The 15,352-nt window shown below is 71.4% G+C and carries 20 protein-coding genes, 1 tRNA gene and 1 pseudogene; 12 read left to right on the top strand and 10 right to left on the bottom strand.

All coding sequences use genetic code 11. The features are described from left to right. Positions 1 to 113: 113 nt before the first annotated feature. From AB0H53_RS13665 to AB0H53_RS13650, 4 genes are read right to left on the bottom strand one after another with little or no spacing between them, the layout of a single operon-like run. Complete coding sequence (locus AB0H53_RS13665; protein ID WP_362111184.1) at positions 114 to 491, bottom strand: hypothetical protein; 378 nt, start codon at positions 489 to 491, stop codon at positions 114 to 116. Then, positions 488 to 829 (bottom strand): hypothetical protein, encoded by a 342-nt coding sequence (locus AB0H53_RS13660; protein WP_362111181.1) that lies wholly within the window; start codon positions 827 to 829, stop codon positions 488 to 490. Before AB0H53_RS13660 ends, AB0H53_RS13665 begins: the two co-directional genes overlap by 4 nt. Then, on the bottom strand, positions 829 to 1,260 hold the full coding sequence (locus AB0H53_RS13655; protein WP_362111179.1) for an ATP-binding protein: 432 nt from the start codon (positions 1,258 to 1,260) through the stop codon (positions 829 to 831). The genes AB0H53_RS13660 and AB0H53_RS13655 overlap by 1 nt, the downstream gene beginning before the upstream one ends. Before the next feature lie 46 nt (positions 1,261 to 1,306). Then, positions 1,307 to 1,714 carry an NUDIX hydrolase gene (locus tag AB0H53_RS13650; protein ID WP_086739627.1) on the bottom strand — a complete coding sequence of 136 codons (408 nt, stop codon included), beginning with the start codon at positions 1,712 to 1,714 and terminating at the stop codon, positions 1,307 to 1,309. 107 nt (positions 1,715 to 1,821) lie between these two features. Between AB0H53_RS13650 and AB0H53_RS13645 the strand changes: the two genes are divergently transcribed. The 10 genes and pseudogenes from AB0H53_RS13645 (at position 1,822) to AB0H53_RS13600 (ending at position 8,732) form a co-directional block, all read left to right on the top strand. Further along, positions 1,822 to 2,607 carry a GntR family transcriptional regulator gene (locus tag AB0H53_RS13645; protein WP_362111176.1) on the top strand — a complete coding sequence of 262 codons (786 nt, stop codon included), beginning with the start codon at positions 1,822 to 1,824 and terminating at the stop codon, positions 2,605 to 2,607. Between the two features lie 155 nt (positions 2,608 to 2,762). Next, entirely contained in the window at positions 2,763 to 3,119 is a 357-nt protein-coding gene (locus AB0H53_RS13640; RefSeq protein ID WP_004986804.1) for a hypothetical protein, read from the top strand. Beyond that, positions 3,119 to 4,498 carry an FtsK/SpoIIIE domain-containing protein gene (locus tag AB0H53_RS13635; RefSeq protein WP_362111173.1) on the top strand — a complete coding sequence of 460 codons (1,380 nt, stop codon included), beginning with the start codon at positions 3,119 to 3,121 and terminating at the stop codon, positions 4,496 to 4,498. The genes AB0H53_RS13640 and AB0H53_RS13635 overlap by 1 nt, the downstream gene beginning before the upstream one ends. A gap of 88 nt (positions 4,499 to 4,586) precedes the next feature. Continuing rightward, positions 4,587 to 5,255 (top strand): DUF2637 domain-containing protein, encoded by a 669-nt coding sequence (locus tag AB0H53_RS13630; RefSeq protein ID WP_362111170.1) that lies wholly within the window; start codon positions 4,587 to 4,589, stop codon positions 5,253 to 5,255. Then, positions 5,252 to 5,443: a mobile element transfer protein gene (locus tag AB0H53_RS13625; RefSeq protein WP_004986816.1), complete on the top strand. Its 192-nt coding sequence runs from the start codon at positions 5,252 to 5,254 to the stop codon at positions 5,441 to 5,443. Before AB0H53_RS13630 ends, AB0H53_RS13625 begins: the two co-directional genes overlap by 4 nt. Before the next feature lie 15 nt (positions 5,444 to 5,458). Further along, positions 5,459 to 5,653 carry a hypothetical protein gene (locus AB0H53_RS13620; protein WP_362111167.1) on the top strand — a complete coding sequence of 65 codons (195 nt, stop codon included), beginning with the start codon at positions 5,459 to 5,461 and terminating at the stop codon, positions 5,651 to 5,653. Positions 5,654 to 5,678: 25 nt separating this feature from the next. After that, entirely contained in the window at positions 5,679 to 5,954 is a 276-nt protein-coding gene (locus tag AB0H53_RS13615) for a SpdD protein (RefSeq protein WP_362111567.1), read from the top strand. Between the two features lie 153 nt (positions 5,955 to 6,107). Further along, positions 6,108 to 7,406: pseudogene (locus AB0H53_RS13610) on the top strand (replication initiator). Further along, complete coding sequence (locus AB0H53_RS13605) at positions 7,396 to 7,578, top strand: helix-turn-helix domain-containing protein (RefSeq protein ID WP_205077045.1); 183 nt, start codon at positions 7,396 to 7,398, stop codon at positions 7,576 to 7,578. The pseudogene AB0H53_RS13610 and the gene AB0H53_RS13605 overlap by 11 nt, the downstream one beginning before the upstream one ends. Then, a complete protein-coding gene (locus AB0H53_RS13600; protein WP_362111163.1) occupies positions 7,578 to 8,732 on the top strand; it encodes a site-specific integrase in 1,155 nt (384 codons plus the stop codon). Before AB0H53_RS13605 ends, AB0H53_RS13600 begins: the two co-directional genes overlap by 1 nt. Positions 8,733 to 8,800: 68 nt before the next feature. Here the strand turns inward: AB0H53_RS13600 and AB0H53_RS13595 are convergent. The 6 genes from AB0H53_RS13595 to AB0H53_RS13570 form a co-directional block, all read right to left on the bottom strand. Then, positions 8,801 to 8,876: transfer RNA gene (locus tag AB0H53_RS13595), tRNA-Arg, on the bottom strand. A gap of 378 nt (positions 8,877 to 9,254) precedes the next feature. Next, positions 9,255 to 9,713: a DUF3574 domain-containing protein gene (locus AB0H53_RS13590; RefSeq protein WP_362111160.1), complete on the bottom strand. Its 459-nt coding sequence runs from the start codon at positions 9,711 to 9,713 to the stop codon at positions 9,255 to 9,257. A 63-nt stretch (positions 9,714 to 9,776) separates the two neighbouring features. Next, positions 9,777 to 10,712: a DNA-binding protein gene (locus tag AB0H53_RS13585; RefSeq protein ID WP_362111157.1), complete on the bottom strand. Its 936-nt coding sequence runs from the start codon at positions 10,710 to 10,712 to the stop codon at positions 9,777 to 9,779. 18 nt (positions 10,713 to 10,730) lie between these two features. After that, on the bottom strand, positions 10,731 to 11,924 hold the full coding sequence (locus AB0H53_RS13580; protein ID WP_362111154.1) for an MAB_1171c family putative transporter: 1,194 nt from the start codon (positions 11,922 to 11,924) through the stop codon (positions 10,731 to 10,733). Next, positions 11,921 to 12,394 (bottom strand): ImmA/IrrE family metallo-endopeptidase, encoded by a 474-nt coding sequence (locus AB0H53_RS13575; RefSeq protein ID WP_362111151.1) that lies wholly within the window; start codon positions 12,392 to 12,394, stop codon positions 11,921 to 11,923. Before AB0H53_RS13575 ends, AB0H53_RS13580 begins: the two co-directional genes overlap by 4 nt. A gap of 284 nt (positions 12,395 to 12,678) precedes the next feature. Beyond that, a complete protein-coding gene (locus tag AB0H53_RS13570) occupies positions 12,679 to 13,299 on the bottom strand; it encodes a helix-turn-helix domain-containing protein (RefSeq protein ID WP_362111148.1) in 621 nt (206 codons plus the stop codon). A 336-nt stretch (positions 13,300 to 13,635) separates the two neighbouring features. Here AB0H53_RS13570 and fabG point away from each other — a divergent pair, with 336 nt between their 5' ends. Together fabG and AB0H53_RS13560 are read left to right on the top strand one after the other, a co-directional pair. Continuing rightward, positions 13,636 to 14,379, top strand: a complete 744-nt coding sequence (gene fabG / locus AB0H53_RS13565; RefSeq protein WP_362111145.1) for a 3-oxoacyl-ACP reductase FabG — start codon at positions 13,636 to 13,638, stop codon at positions 14,377 to 14,379. A 174-nt stretch (positions 14,380 to 14,553) separates the two neighbouring features. Further along, a complete protein-coding gene (locus AB0H53_RS13560) occupies positions 14,554 to 15,264 on the top strand; it encodes a DsbA family protein (RefSeq protein ID WP_362111142.1) in 711 nt (236 codons plus the stop codon). Positions 15,265 to 15,352: the final 88 nt, after the last annotated feature.

Below are 15,352 nucleotides of genomic sequence, written 5' to 3'. Positions count from 1 at the left end.
GGGCGCCGGCCGGGCTGGAGCGGGGCGGAGACAGGAGCGCAGGCCCGGCCGGGGGCCGGGCCGCGCGCGGTGAGCGGAGCGAGCCGCCTTGAACCAGTAGAGAAAGTTGTAACTCAGTCTGCGCGGTGGGGCTTGAAGCTTCGTGCACATGCTGGGAGTTCGGCGTCCTGCCGGTGTGCGAGGGGCAGGAAGAGCACTGGTCGGATCGTCCAGGTGATGCGGACGTCGGCATGGGTGATGGTTACCGTGCAGGGCTCTGAGCGCATCAGGGCTCTGCGGGTCTCAGCGCGCTCTTCGTACAGCCACGTCCACGCTTCGTCCGACGCGTCGGAGTCGAGCGCCGGTGAGATGGTGCGGAGAGCGATGGCTACCCAGCGGTCTGCCTGGGGTGCCGAGTATGCGTCGAACGATGCCAGACGCGCCGGCCCTTCTGTGCCGGTGACTTGCTCGGTCCAGCATTCGCACCAGTAGCCGCGGGTGGGCCCGTTCATGGGGTCGCTCCCGCCGGGTAGGCCAGCAGCACGTAGCGGGTGCTCTCGTCGTAGAGAGTGAGTTGGTACCCCGTGCCGCTGGTCAGGTAGGCGAGGGCCCGTTCGTGTTCGGCGTCGCCCGTCAGCCAGTGCAGGCCCGGCTGTGCGTATGCGGCGTCGAGCTGGTCGGTGATGTGCTGCGTGCGCTCGCGTAACCAGCGCAGTGCCAGGCGTGGGCTCGTGGCGTCGTGTGATCCCAGGAGGATGGAACAGACCTCGTTCAACGGGTAGGCGGCGGCTCGGCATCGGTAGGGGAGGGGCCGGCTGCCTGTGCTCAGCGCTGCGGGAGGAGCGGACATCAGCACGGGTGCCCTCCTGCCGGCCTGCCATCGGTGAAGAGTTCCGCGGTGACCGTGTGGCCGCCGTGGCTGCCGTGGACGACAACCCGGTGAGCGAGTGCTCTGACCATGCCCAGGCCCCGGCCGTGCTCCGCCTCCTGGTCCTGGTGCTTGACATTCGGCGCCGTGCCGGTGCTTCCGTCGTCCGTGACGGACAGGGCGATCACCTGCGGGGAGACCGCGAGGGCCAGATGGAAGCTGCCGGATGTCCGGCCACTGGCCGTGTGGAGGATCGCGTTCGCGCTCAGCTCGCTGACGATCAGCTCGGCGTCCTCAGCCAACGGCGAACCTCGCAGGATGTCGCGGGTCCAGCGGCGGGCCCTGCTGACCTCTTCCGGTAATCCTGGGCAACTGAGCCCCCAGACCCGGACCGTACTCGTATACTCGTGCATACAAGTTCCTTCATGCTGGTAGGCCGCCATGTGTAGCGGGTTCGGGCTAGACGAGTTTCACGCCGTCGTGGGCGCGGACGGCCGGCGGGGACGCCGCGTCGAGTGCGTCAAGCACGCGGATCGCGTACGCCTCGTCGGCGAGTTCGATGACTTCTTCGCGGGTGGCCCAGCGCAGTGCGTGGGTCTCGTCCCCCGTGGTGGGAGTACCGTCGGCCGCCTGGCAGCGGAAGACGAGGGAGACGATCAGGCCCGTCATGTTCTTGTAGACGCCGGTCAGGGTCGCGGGAAGCTCGATCTTGATGCCGGTCTCTTCGAGGACTTCGCGCTGGAGGGCTTCGGGGATGGTCTCCTCGCGTTCGAGGACTCCGCCCGGGGGTTCCCAGTGGCCGTTGTCGCGGCGCTTGATCAGGAGGGCCCGGCCTTGGTCATCGACGATGACCCCGGCGACGCTCACGGAGTGCGGGCGTTCTGTGCTCACGTTCCTTGGCCCTCTCGGCTGACTAGGCTCTCCACCGTAGCAACAAGACTCGCCCACTCGTCTAGATACCTAAAGGAGTACGCATGGCGTCTCTACCGAGCATTCTCGGCGGCCTCGACCCGACCAGTGATCGTGCGGTCTTCCGGCAGATCGCCGATCAGCTGCGCGAGGCCATTGACCGTGGGCGATTCAAGGAGGGGGAGAAGCTGCCCTCCGAGGCTGAGCTGGTCGAGCACTACGGAGTCTCTCGGATGACGGTCCGGAACTCCTTCTCGATCCTTCAGGGCGAGGGCCTGGTGCACGCCGAGCACGGCCGGGGCGTCTTCGTCCGGCCCCGGCCTCCGGTGCGCCGCCTCGCCTCCGACCGGTTCGCCCGGCGCCACCGCGAGCAGGGGAAGTCCGCGTTCATCGTGGAGGCCGACGCCGCCGGTAGTCACCCCACCGTGGACAGCCTGGAGGTGAAGGAGGAGAAGGCCGGCCAGGACGTCTCCACTCGGCTCGGTTCCGTGCGGCGCGTGCTCGCCCGGCGTCGCCGGTACCTGCTCGACGGCCGGCCGGTCGAGTTCGCCACCTCGTACCTCCCGCTCGACATCGCCCGCGGTACGCAGATCGCCGAGCCCAACCCCGGCCCCGGCGGCATCTACGCCCGTCTCGAGGAACTGGGTCACCAGCTCGACCACTTCGAGGAGGAGATCCGGGCCCGGATGCCTTCGCCGTCCGAGGTGAAGACGCTGCAACTGGCCTCCGGCGTGCCGGTGATCCACCTGATCCGCACCGCCTTCGACACTGGGGGGCGGGCCGTGGAGGTCTGCGACACGGTGATGGCGGCCGACGCGTACGTCCTCTCCTACCAGCTACCGGCGACCTGATCGGCGGTGCGCGAGACCACCTCCCGGACTCGTACACACCGACACGCATACTCGTATAGACGAGTGGGCAAGTTGTGTGGCAAGGTTGATCCCGAATCCGGCGCCGTCGGGTTCGAAGGATGCATCTTGTCTAGACGAGTAGATGGGAAGAAGCCTTGCGCACCATCCGTGTGGAGACCTCGGCCGCGACGATCCTGCTGACCGAGGCGCCCGAGCCCAAGGTCCGCGACCGGCAGTCGGGCGAGATCGCGAAGGACGCGGTCAGCGGTGAGGCGCTGATGACCATCGGCGTCGTCTACATCGAGGAGGGGGAGTCGTCCCTGATCAAGGTGACCGTCCCGGAGAGCGGGGTGTCGGAAGGGCTCGCCCTCGGCGCCCCGGTCTCCCTGCCGGGGCTGGTCGCCCGGCCGTGGGAGAGCGTGTTCAACGGCCAGCAGCGGCACGGCATCGCCTTCCGGGCCGCCGCCGTCACTCCGGCCGCCTTCCCGGCCGCCGTGGGGGCGTCGGCCTGATGACCGACCTGGCAACGCTTCTGGAGGTGGGTGGTCCCGTCGCCGCGCTCGGCGGTGGGGCCGCCTACGCCCGGGCGCGACACCCCGGCGTCTACTGGTCCACGGTCGGCTTACCGGTGTCCACGGTCCGGCTGCTCAGCTCCTACGGCTCCGTCATGGAGGCGTGCGGGCTGACCGTGGCCCCCTCCCGGCTGCGGGTCCTGGCGGTCAAGGCCACCACCCGCCGTGAGGTCCGACCCGTACCGCCGCGCCGGGGGATCATCCGGCCGACCACGACGGGGCTGCGGGTCCGCCTGGGGCTCGCCCCGGGGCAGGAACCCGCCGACGTGGCCGCCTCCGCCGAACGGCTGCGGCACGCCTGGGGCGTCCACGCCGTCTACGTGACCACGATCAAGCCGGGCGTGGTCGAACTGCGGCTCGTCGGCTTCGACGTGCTGCGGCGGGTACGCATGCCGCGCAAGCTCCGCCCGGACCTGCTCCGGGTGCCGGTCGCGCTGCGCGAGGACGCCACTCCGTTCGTACGCGACTACCGCACCGTTCCGCACCAGCTCACCCTCGGCGCCACGCTGTCCGGCAAATCCATGTACCTGCGTCACCTCGTCGCCGGCCTCGCCCGTCAGCCTGTCGCCCTCGTTGGCATCGACTGCAAGCGGGGCGTGGAACTGGCGCCCTTCGCCCCGCGCCTGTCGGCGCTCGCCACCGACCCGGAGCAGGCCGCCGAGCTGCTGCCCGTGCTCATCAAGGAAATGGAGAACCGGTACGACCTGATCAAGGCCCGGCAGGGCATCGCGTCGAGCACGCCGGACGAGGAGATTACCTCCGACATCTGGGGCCTGCCCGAGCACGAACGCCCGGTGCCCGTCGTGCTGTTCGTCGACGAGGTGGCCGAACTCTTCCTCGTCGCCACGAAGAAGGACGAGGAACGCCGGGACGAGATGGTCACCCAGCTCATCCGGCTCGCCCAGCTCGGCCGGGCCGCCGGCATCTACCTGGAGGTCTGCGGACAGCGCTTCGGCGCCGAGCTGGGCAAAGGCGCGACCATGCTGCGGGCCCAGTTGACCGGCCGCGTCTGCCACCGCGTCAACGACGAAGCCTCCGCCAAGATGGCACTCGGCGACATCGCCCCCGAGGCGGTCTCCGCCGCCTGCGCCATCGCCCCCGAACGACCCGGCCTCGCCGTGGCCGGTGACACCTCCGGCGGCTGGTCCCGCATCCGCACGCCGTACCTCTCCCTCGGCGAAGCCGCCGAGACCTGCTCCGAGTCGGCCCACCTGGTCCCCGACCTGCCCGCGCTCAAGCCCTTCCGGCCCGACGTGCCCGCACGGCCGCCCGTCGAGACACCGGGCCCGGTCGTACGGCCCCGCCCGGTGACCGACTGACCCGCGCCCGCACGCATCCCCGGCCGGCGTGACCGCCTCACGCCATGTCCCTACCTCTCCCATGACCGAACCCGGAAGGAGCCGCAGCATGCGCGCCCACCTGGCCCGCGTCGACGCGGTATTCGTCCAAGCGGTCATCGCCGCCGCGCTGTCCTTCGCCCACCTGCACGACGTCGCCTCGGCGGCCGGACAGGACGGGTGGAAGGCGTGGGCCTATCCCGTCTCGGTCGACCTGCTGCTCGTCGCCGCCTGGCGTCGGCTGCGGTCCGGCGACGCGAAAGCGGCCGGGTGGTGCTGGTTCCTGATCGCCCTCGCCGTGTCCCTGGGCGCGAACGTCACCACCGCCGGGCTGCTCGACCTGGACGACGTGCCGGCCTGGCTCCGCATCCTCGTCGCGGGCTGGCCCGCGGTCGCCTTCCTCGGCGGAACCCTCCTCGTCCACTCGTCGCCGACCACACACGACGAGACCAGTGACGCTGTGAGGCAGGAGGCGTCCGAGGAGATCGAGGACCAGGAGGACGCGCCCGATCCCGCACCGGTATCCCCGGCGCCTTCGGCAGTCGAGCCAGTACCGACACCGACCCCACCCCCGGTCGCCGTCCCGGCCGCCCTGGTCGAGCACGCCCGCAAAGTCGCCGCCGAGCACCACGCCCGCACCGGAACGGCCATCGACACTCCGACCCTGCGCGCCCGCCTCGGCGTCCCGCCGCCCATGGCCGACGCCATCGCCGCCCAGCTCCTGAAAGGAACTACGTGAGCGCCAACCGCCGCTTCCGCTCCGTCACCCGCATCGGCCCCGTCCAGGTCGGCACGTCCTACGACGGTCGCGGCCGGGAGAAGCACACCGCCGCCTGCACTGCTCCGCGCTGCGGCTTCTCCGCCGACTACGACAGCCGCGCCGCCGCCGAACTGGCCGCCCGTACCCACCGCTGCCCCGTCCGCTGAAAGGACCCGCACACCGTGACCGTCAGCCTGCCGCTCGTCGTCCTCCTCGGCCTCTTCGCCTGGGGAGCGATCAAGTTCCTCGGCGTCCGTACGTGGATCATCGTCCTGATCGCCCTCTTCGGCTTCTGGCTCTCGGACACCTTCCTGGCCCCCGCCATCGAGTCCGGCACGCGCTCCGGCGTGGACATCATCAACGGCTCACATGACTAGACGAGTAGGTAAGAAGAGCTTCGCTGTGTTCCTGCCCAAGCACCCCGGCAGCCCGACGCCGCCGCCCGCGTACCCCCACACCGTGGTCGACCAGGTTCCCGCGCGGCGGCCTGTCCCTCAGATCTCCGTCAGCACCGGAGCAGTCGTGGCCGTCCTCATCGGTGGCGTCGTGCTGACCGCGCTCCTGGCCGCCGTCGCCGTCACGGCCGTCTCCGTGGCCGCCGTCGCCGTCACGTCCGTCTCCGTGGCCGTCGCCGCCGTGGTCCTGCGCTCGCTGCTCCGCGACCAGCACCGCCGCTGACGCACCGGACCCCCGGGGCGACCTCGATACCGCCAAGCATCCGCCGCCCCGGGGGCCGTCTCCCTCCAGCCGAACCAGAAGGAGAAAGCCATCATCACCGGCGCCACTCCGCCTCCGCTCCGCGAACTCGGCGAGCTGGCCGCCCTCGGCACCATGCCCGCACTCCTGCGCCAGCTCGCCGGCCTCGGAGGCTGCACACACCCGATCCGCCTCGACGGCCACCGCACCGAGTACGCCGTCGACACCCGCACCGGCGAGATCGGCAACGTCCTCCACCACCTCGACTCTTCCAGCCTCCCGGCCGGTCACCTCCTGGTCCGCTGCAACAACCGCCGCACGACCCGCTGTGCGGCCTGCGCCGAGGTGTACCGCCGCGACACCTTCCACCTGATCACCTCCGGACTGCGCGGCGGCAAGGGTGTCCCCGAACGCGTCGCCACCCACCCGCGCGTCTTCGCCACCTTCACCGCGCCCAGCTTCGGCCCGGTCCACAACCGCCCCACCGGCCCGGCGGGATCGGTCCGCCGCTGCCGCTGCGGCGCCCTCCACGACCAGGACGACTCCGCCCTCGGTACCCCGCTCGACCCGGACACCTACGACTACGAAGCGGCCGTGCTCTGGAACGCGCACGCCGGTCCGCTGTGGCGGCGCTTCTCGATCTACCTGCGCCGGGAGGTCGCCAAGCGCGCCGGCCTCACCCAGCGGGCCTTCCGCGAGTACGCCCGGGTGTCCTTCGCCAAGGTCGCCGAGTACCAGAAGCGCGGCGCCGTCCACTTCCACGCCGTTATCCGCATCGACGGCCCCGACGGCGGCGACACCCCGCCTCCCGCCTGGGCCACCGCCGGGCTGCTCACCGACGCCATCCGGGCCGCCGCTGCCGCCGCCCGCGTGGACGGCCCGGTCATCAACGGCCGGGCCCACGCCTTCGCCTTCGGCCGTCAGCTCGACGTGCGCTCCATCCGCTCGGCCGACTTCGACGGCGGCCAGGAGCTGACCGAGCGGGCCGTCGCCGCGTACATCGCCAAGTACGCCACCAAGGGCGCCGAGACGGCGACGGGAGCTCTGGACCGGCCGCTGAGGTTCCTCGCAGAACTCGCCCAGCTCGACATCAGTGACCACGCCCGCCGGCTGATCCGCACCGCCTGGACCCTCGGCGCCCGCAAGGACCTCGAACGCCTTCGCCTGCGGGCCTGGGCCCACATGCTCGGCTTCCGCGGCCACTTCTCCACCAAGTCCCGCCGCTACTCCACCACCCTCGGTGCCCTCCGCGACGCCCGCGCCGAATGGCGCCGCGCACAAGCCCTGGCAGCGGACGGGACCGACTAGGACACGACCCTCGTCCTCGCGCACTGGATCTACGCCGGAACCGGCCTCACCGACGCCAAAGCCTGGCTCGCCGAAACCCTCGAACCCGCTCCCGGAACGGAAGGAGAACCGACCCATGCGCGATGACGAGCTGCTGACGGTGCCCGAGGTGATGGCGCGGCTGAAGGTCGGTCGCTCCACGGTCTACGACCTGATCCGGTCCCGTCGTCTGCCCTCGATCACCATCGGCCGGTGCCGCCGCATCCCGGCGCGGGCCGTCCGCGAGTACATCACCAATGAACTGGAGGCGGCGGCCTGATGGCCCAGCAACGCAAGCGGAACCCCAACGGCGCCGGCACCATCACCAAGCGCAAGGACGGCCGCTTCCAGTGTGCGGTGTACGTCCTCCAGCCTGACGGCACCCGCGCCCGCAAGTTCGCGTACGGCAAGACGTGGGCCGAGTGCGACGCCAAGCGCCGTGAACTGCTCGCCAAGGTCGACCAGGGCGTGCCCGTGCCGACCCGGTCAGCCAGGCTCGCCGAGTGGCTGCCGTACTGGCTGGACAACGTCATCAAGCCCCGGCGCAAGCTCAGCACGTACGACAAGTACGAAGCGCACGTCCGGCTCTACCTGGTGCCGCTCCTCGGCGCCAAGCGGCTCGAATCCCTCGGCGTCGCCGACGTGCGCCGCTTTCTCGTCCGCCTGGAGGAGAAGACGACCGCGGCGACGGCCAAGGAGTCACACCGCGTGCTGAGGTCGGCGCTGTCGTCCGCGTGCCGCGAGGAGTTGATCACGCGGAACGTCGCCAAGCTCGTGGAGCCTCCGCGCACCGACAACCGGGAGCTGAGGCCCTGGAGCCTGGACGAGACGCTCGACTTCCTGGCCGCCTCGCGCAAGGACCCGCTGTACGCGGCCTTCGTGCTCGCCATCACCATGGGCCTGCGCCGGGGCGAGATCGTCGGCCTTCGTTGGTCGGACCTCGACCTCGACGGGCGTGTCCTCTACGTCCGGCAGCAGACGCAGCGGCGCCGGGGCGTGCTGTACGACGACGACCCCAAGAGCCGTCGTCGCCGTGCCGTCCCGCTGCCCGCTCTCTGCATCGCGCCGTTGCGCTGGCACCGGATGAGGCAGGCGGCGGCTCGGGCGAAGGCGGGGGAGTCCTGGCAGGAGTCGGGGCACGTCTTCACCACTCGGACCGGCCGCCCGGTCGAGCCGCGGAACGTCTACCGGTCCTTCACCCGCGTCGCCGAGTCCGCCGGCCTTCGCGTGATCCGGCTGCACGACGCTCGCCACGGCACGGCCACGCTTCTCACGGCGGCCGGGGTCGCGCCCCGCGTGGTGATGGAGATCCTGGGCCACTCCCAGATCAGCATCACCATGGATGTCTACACGCACGTCGTGCAAGACACGCAGCGGGAGGCCATGAGCCACATGGACCGGCTGCTCAGGAAGCGGCGTCCCGGTCGTCAGTGACCGACGCCGTTGATGTCAGAAGTGGATGTCAAAGGCCCCGGACCATGATCGGTCCGGGGCCTTTGCGCTGGTGCCCCCGGCAGGATTCGAACCTGCGACACCCGCTTTAGGAGAGCGGTGCTCTATCCCCTGAGCTACGGAGGCGGGGCGATGTGGTGGTGCTGCTCCGGAGAGCTGCGCCGCCGCGGACAGTGTAGCGGGTGGTGATCCAGGGGGTGAGCGAGTTGCGGGCACCCGGGACCGCGACCGGGCGCCCACCTGGGGTCGACGGGCGGGTGGCCATACGGGGTCGGCGAGCGGGTGCCCGCTCCTCGGAGCCAGCAACCGGCCGCGTGGGTGGCGGGCGGGTGGCCCACCGGGGCCGGCCAGGGCGGGGCCGGGTGCTGCCGGTCGCGGCCCCAGCCCCCCCGGCCGGGACCCGCGCCTCGCCCCGTCCTCCGCCCCGCGGCCCGACCCGCTCGGACGGGTGCCGCCGGAGGCGGCCCACCGCCCGTCCGGCCGGCCCGTGCCGCCGGAGGCGGGTCAGAAGTCGGCTTGGGCCTTCACGTCCGCCCGGCCCACCGACTCCAGGCCGAACATCCTCTTGTATCTCTCCCGGATGTACTCGATGTCGGAGTCCCGGGCCTTCGCCTCCGTCTGCGGGTAGAGGACGATCAGCTCGTACGAGCGCTCGCTGTTGATCGCGCCGGTGCGGTCGCGCCACTGCCCGTGGCCCTCCTGAATGGTGAGGCCGGAGGGGAAGCGGGGGGTGATGTGCTCGGCGAGGAACTGCATGAACTGTCGCTCGGTGATCGGCGGGGCGCCGTTGTGGCGGCCGGTGCCGAAGAAGAGGTGGGTCTTCAGGTATGGCTCGGTACGGGGGGACGAGGCGGGGGCCGGGTGTTTCTCGGCGGGGGTGTGGGCGGCGGAGGCGCCGGCGGTGACGAGGAGGACGGCCACCGCGGTGGCCAGGTGGAGGCGGTAGGACGTTGCCGACGTCATGGGGGTCTCCCGGATCGTGAGCGGAATGGCGTGAAGGCGGAGTGGGGGAGCGCGGGCGCCGGGTCACCTGGGGCGGTGCGGGGTTTCCCGGTCCAGCAGCATCCTGAGGTGTCGGGTGGTGTCCCGCAGGCCGCGCGGGACGCCCCGGCCGTGTTCGATGAGGTGGGCCGCGTGTCCCAGGGAGTTCAAGGCCCGTACCGAGCCGATGCCCGGGACCGACTCGACCAGGGAGGACAGCCAGGCGTCCGCCTCGCGCCAGGCGCCGGCCGTGGCGAGGACGCGGGCCAGCTCGGTGGCGAAGAGCGAGCGGTAGGCGGGACCGTCGCCCGCCTCCGTGGCGCCGTGCAGCAGCGCGGCGGCCCCGTCCAGGTCGCCCAGGTCGGCGAGGGCGAGGCCGTGGTGGCCGTCGAACTCGGCCCGGTCGAGCCACCAGGCCCAGGAGGGGTCCTGGGCGGAGGGCCGGTCCGAGAGGAGTTCCCGGCCGGTGCGCAGCGACCGCAGCGCCTCGGACCGGCGCTTCAGCTGGGCGTGCGCGCGGGCCTCGCGCAGGTGGAAGAGGGCGGCCACCCGTGGCGGCAGGTCCGCACCGGCCAGCACGGACGACGAGATGCGCAGGGAGTCGCCGGGGCGGCCGAGATGCGCCTCCTGCATGCTCAGCACCGAGAGCGTGAGCAGCTCGATGGAACGGCCGTCCTCCCGCAGCCCCCTGGCCAGCGCGAGGGCCCGGCGGTTGAGGCGGTACGACGCCGCGTGGTGCTCGGCGTCGAACAGGATCCAGGCCGCCACCTCGAAGAGCTCGGCGAGCTCAGCCCGTTCCCGGCCGCCCGGCGGCCGGCCACGCCACGGACCGGCCGGGGCCGGCGGTGCCGCGCGCAGCGCCCGTACCGCCCGTACCGCCGCCGGGGCCGCCGCGCGGGCTCCGGACGCCCGGTCGAGGGCCAGCAGTTCGGCCGTCAGGGCGGCTATGTCGGGTGAGGACGACTCCCCGGCCTGTTCCATGCTGTGCGGGCCACCTGTTCATTTCCGTGCCGCGGAGCGGTCCGGGGCCGAGATCCTGGCGAAGGACGTCGCCACCTCGGTCAGCCACTCCACTTCTTTCGCGAAGTCGTCCCGGCGCTCGGCGAGCGGCGACGCGGGGGTCGGCTCGAAGGCCGGGGGCGTCGCCGCCGTCTCCTCGGCGCGCGCCTCCAGCGCGGCGCGCAGGAAGCGGGCCTCGTCGTCGGGGGAGCGGCGGACCCGGTCCGGCGGGCCGCCCTGTCGCGCGGCGGCGTGGGACAGATGCGGCCGCAGGGCGAGGTACCCGTCGAAGATCTCGATCACGCGCCGGTAGAGGCGGTATTCCAGGTTGTACGGCGGAAGCCGGTCCAGCCACTTTCCGCGCGGCGGCTCCAGGGCGATCGTCGGCACCGCCTCGTACAGGGCCCACCACAGTGGCCGCAGCCGCAGGTAGGAGCGGTAGTTGCCCACCCACAGGGCGACCGCCGGGCCCCAGGAGGGGACGGTCCAGCCGAAGAGCTGGGACAGCGACCCCAGATCGCCGGCCAGCCAGTACGCGGGCTCCCAGGCGCTCATGTCGTGACCGAGCTGGGTGCCGATCGTCTGGGTGTAGCGGATGGCGCAGTACACCAGGATGAGCGAGGCGCCCACGGTGACCGCCCACATGCCCACCCGGAGCCAGGTGCGCCGGGCCATCCGGGCGTAGCGGAACGACAAGCGCACCGTTCCGACCTGCCCCACCGCGCAGATGGTGATGTAGAAGAGCAGGTAGGACGCGTAGTCGGCGTCGCGCATGTTGCTCAGCAGCGTGCCCTCGGCGGACGGCGGCGTCCGGTAGGGCTCGACCAGGAAGAAGAAGGCGATCAGCGCGACCAGCGTGACCGAGAAGGCCACGACCCGTCGCCTGGCCTGGATCGCGGCCTGCTCCGGCGGGTGGGACCAGTGGACCAGCACCACCTGCTGGGCCGCCGTGAGGATCACCACCGCGGACTGCGCCATGATCGTGGTGAGGTTCGGGTACGAGAAGAACCCGGAGATGTGGTCGCGCAGCCAGTTCAGGTCGATGAGGAAGCTGAAGCCCGAGCCCAGGAAGTAGACGGCGAGCGCCCACAGGGCCGGGTCGGTCCTGCGCTGCGTCAGCTCGGGAAGCCGGTAGCAGAACGCGGCGAGCCCGGCCAGGGTGCAGATGTGTGCCAGTACGTCGTAGAGGTTCATCCGCGGCCGATGACGCTTTCCACCCGGGCCATCACGGTGGCGAGGTCGGGCGCGAGGGCGGGCAGGTCCAGGCTGGTGTCGGCGTCCCGGCGGGCGCGCGCCAGGATGAGCGACGCCATCATCTCGGCCTCCTGCTCGTCCCGGTCCGAGTAGAGGGAGCGTTGCAGCGATCGGCGGACCAACTCGGGATCGAGGTCCGGGAAGAGGTCCGTGGGGACCGACCGCTTGGGGGCCCCGTCGAAGTCGTGGCCGCACAGGATGTGGGCGATCTCGTGCGCGATGATGTGTTCCTGGTGGGATCTGCTGGTGTCCGCCTGGTAGACGATGATGTCCATGGTGGGTACGGCGATCCACAACCCGTGGAGGGAAGGGTCCTCCAGCTCCATGGAGGTGAGCCGGATGTCGCGGTCGCGCCGGCGGGACACCTGCTCACAAATGGCCGTGATGTCGGACCCGGAGGTGATGCCCACTTCCGCGATGACTTTTTCGCACTTGCGCCGCATCTGTCGGAACTGGGCGCGGTGACCCGGTCGTCGTAAAGGAAGTGCTGCCACCGAGGTGTCCTTTCCGGCCTTCACGCCGGCAGTGCCGTTGGCGTCCTGGAAGGGCTGGGATCGTGGTGCAGTTCAGCTTGTGGCTGCGTCCCCACCTCTACCGATCGTCACCAACAGTCGCGCTACGTGCAAGTGCCCCCCGGGAGTTTCCCGGGCGCGGCCGGCGATGTTGGCTCAAAGACGCCTGCGGCGGACCCCCCTCACCGGACCGGACCGGCTTCCGTCACAGTGCCGGTGCCGGTGCCGGTGCCGGTGCCCGCAGTGCCCGCAGTGCCAGTGCCCGCGGCCTCCGTGCCCGTCCCCGCCGTGCCCGCGGCCTCCGTGCCCGTCCAGGCCGGGTCCTCGGCCCGCGTGTCCGCCGCCGCGCCCGCCGTCCGGGGGCCGTCCGCCCCGGCGTTCTCCTGCGGCGGCAGCCCCTCCAGTTCCCTGACGCGGTCGATCACTTCGGCGATCGAGCGCAGGCTCTTCGAGGACAGCCCCGCGGCCCGCAGCGCGACGTGCTGCACCTGGGCGTCGCGGAGCGCGGTGAGCATACCGAGCTGGGTCTCCACCGCCGCGGTCACCTCGTCGTCGAAGAAGTAGGCCGGCGGCACCCCGAAGAACCGCGCCAGCCCCTCCAGGTGGCGGATGGTGGGGTTGTCGCGCTGGCCCCTGCGGAGCAGCCAGATGTAACTGCCGGAGATCGGCGTGCTGTCCTCGCTGATGGCGCGCGCGACTTCCTCGGTGCTGTAGGGGCCGCGGCCGGCGGGCACCACTGTGTCGAACAGGTGATTGATCTTGTCGGCCAGACTCTTTCCCGGTGCGTCCGACGAACTGGTCAAGGCTGCACCTCCCTCCCGGTCAGCAACCTATCCCCACTCGTGTGCGACGTCCATGTATCCCGAGTAGTACGTCAGTTGACGGCCCACGAGTGCGGGACTAGCATCGCGCAGCACCTCGACTGATGTTGGATGTAAGTGCAGCAGGGTTGCACAGGAGTTAAGAATGGCACCACCCGACGCACGCCGACCGACCGGCTCATCCCATTCTGCTGACGCGCACGACGGATGTCGGTACCGCCGGAGGGCCCGCCCGCGCGGTCCGTCCGGAAACAGTCGGTGACGAGGACGGGGTACGGCGGTGATCGTGCCGCGACCGGGGCGAAGGAAGGGTTGAGCATGTCGGTAACGGACACACGGCCGGTCGCCCTGGTGACCGGCGGTACGCGGGGCATCGGCCGGGCGGTCGTCCGCCGGCTGGCGGTCGACGGGCACGACGTGGCGTTCTGCCACGCCACCGATGACGACGACGCCGCACTGCTGGAGAAGGAACTCGCCGAGCTGGGCCGGCGCGCCTTCGCCTGCCGCGCCGACGTGGCACAGGGCGACGAGGTGCAGGCCTTCGTCCGGGGTGCCCAGGAGGAACTCGGCCCGGTCGACGTGGTGGTGACCTCGGCCGGTGTCGTACGGGACAACCCGGCGCTGCTGATGCGCGACGACGAGTGGCACCAGGTCCTGGCCACCCACCTCGACGGCGCGTACCACGCCTGCCGGGCCACCGTCTCCGAGATGATGAAGCGCGGGCGCGGGTGCATCGTGAACATCTCCTCCGCCGCCGGTGTCCATGGGTACGCCGCCCAGGCCAACTACTCGGCGTCCAAGGCCGGGATCATCGGCTTCACCAAGGCGCTGGCCCAGGAGGCCGCCGCGTACGGGATTCGCGCCAATGTCATAGCGGCCGGGTTCATCGAGACCGACATGGCCGCGACGCTGGTGGACGGCGCGCGGGCCGAGGCGATGCGCAGCATCCCGCTGCGCCGGTTCGGCCGGCCGGAGGAGGTGGCCGACATGGTCAGTTACGTGGTCTCCGCGGAGTACGTGACCGGAAGCGTGCTGCACATCGACGGCGGAATCGTCCTCTGACCACGAGGCCCCGGGCCGGGCGCCGAGCCGCCGGGCGCCGCAGCCCCCGGCCGGGCGCCGAAGACCTGGGGCGACGCGCCCCGGGCCGGACGGCCGGCCGCGGGCCGAGATTCGAGACCCCGAGACCCGAGACTCCGGACCGCGAGCCCCCGGGACTCCAGACTCCGAGGAAGGGTGATCCCCTTGGTTCTCCCGAAGCGAGCCGTCCCGCGTTTCTACTTCTCCCTGAGCAGCCCGTACTCCTGGCTCGCCCATCGCCGACTGACTGACCGTCACCCGCAGGTGGCCGAGGCCGTGGAGTGGTGTCCGTTCTGGGAGCCCGACGCGCGCAGTGCCGCGATGCTGAAGCGGGCCGGCGGCAACTTCCCGTCCATGGCGCTCTCCCGCGACAAGTACCTGTACATCCTGCGGGACGTGCGCAGATGCGCCCAGGAGGCCGGGCTCCAGCCGGTCTGGCCGGTCGACCGGGACCCGGTGTGGGAGGTGCCCCACCTCGCCTGCCTCGTCGCGCAGGACGAGGGGCGGGGGGCGGCGTTCATCCGCCGGATGTACCAGTTGCGCTGGGAGGAGGGCAGGGACATCTGCGACCCCGCCGTCGTCGCCGACGCCGCCGCCGGGCTCGGCCTGCCCGCCGGCCGGCTGGCCGGGGCGGCGGACGACGACGCGCTGCGGGAGCGGGGTGTCGAGGCCCTGCTCGCCGGGGACCGGGACGGTGTGTTCGGGGTGCCCTTCTTCGTCCACGGTTTCGACACGTTCTGGGGCCTGGACCGGCTGTCCGCCTTCGTGCGGTCGGTGGTCGGCGCCCGTACGCCCTCCCGGGGGCGGCTGCCCGCGCTCGCGCTGGGCGCCGTCGGGGACCAGGGCCACGGGGGCGGCTGCGGCTAGGCAGTTTCGTTTGGATCAGCGGGCGGACCAGAGGAAGATGCCCGCGATGTGGAGTCCGGCCAGGTAGACGGTGGCGGTCTTCTCATAG

Source organism: Streptomyces sp. NPDC050856, from assembly GCF_040653855.1.
Taxonomy (GTDB): Bacteria; Actinomycetota; Actinomycetes; order Streptomycetales; family Streptomycetaceae; genus Streptomyces.
The sequence above is the reverse complement of the archived record's forward strand: the minus strand, read 5'-3'. Positions and strand labels throughout refer to the sequence as shown.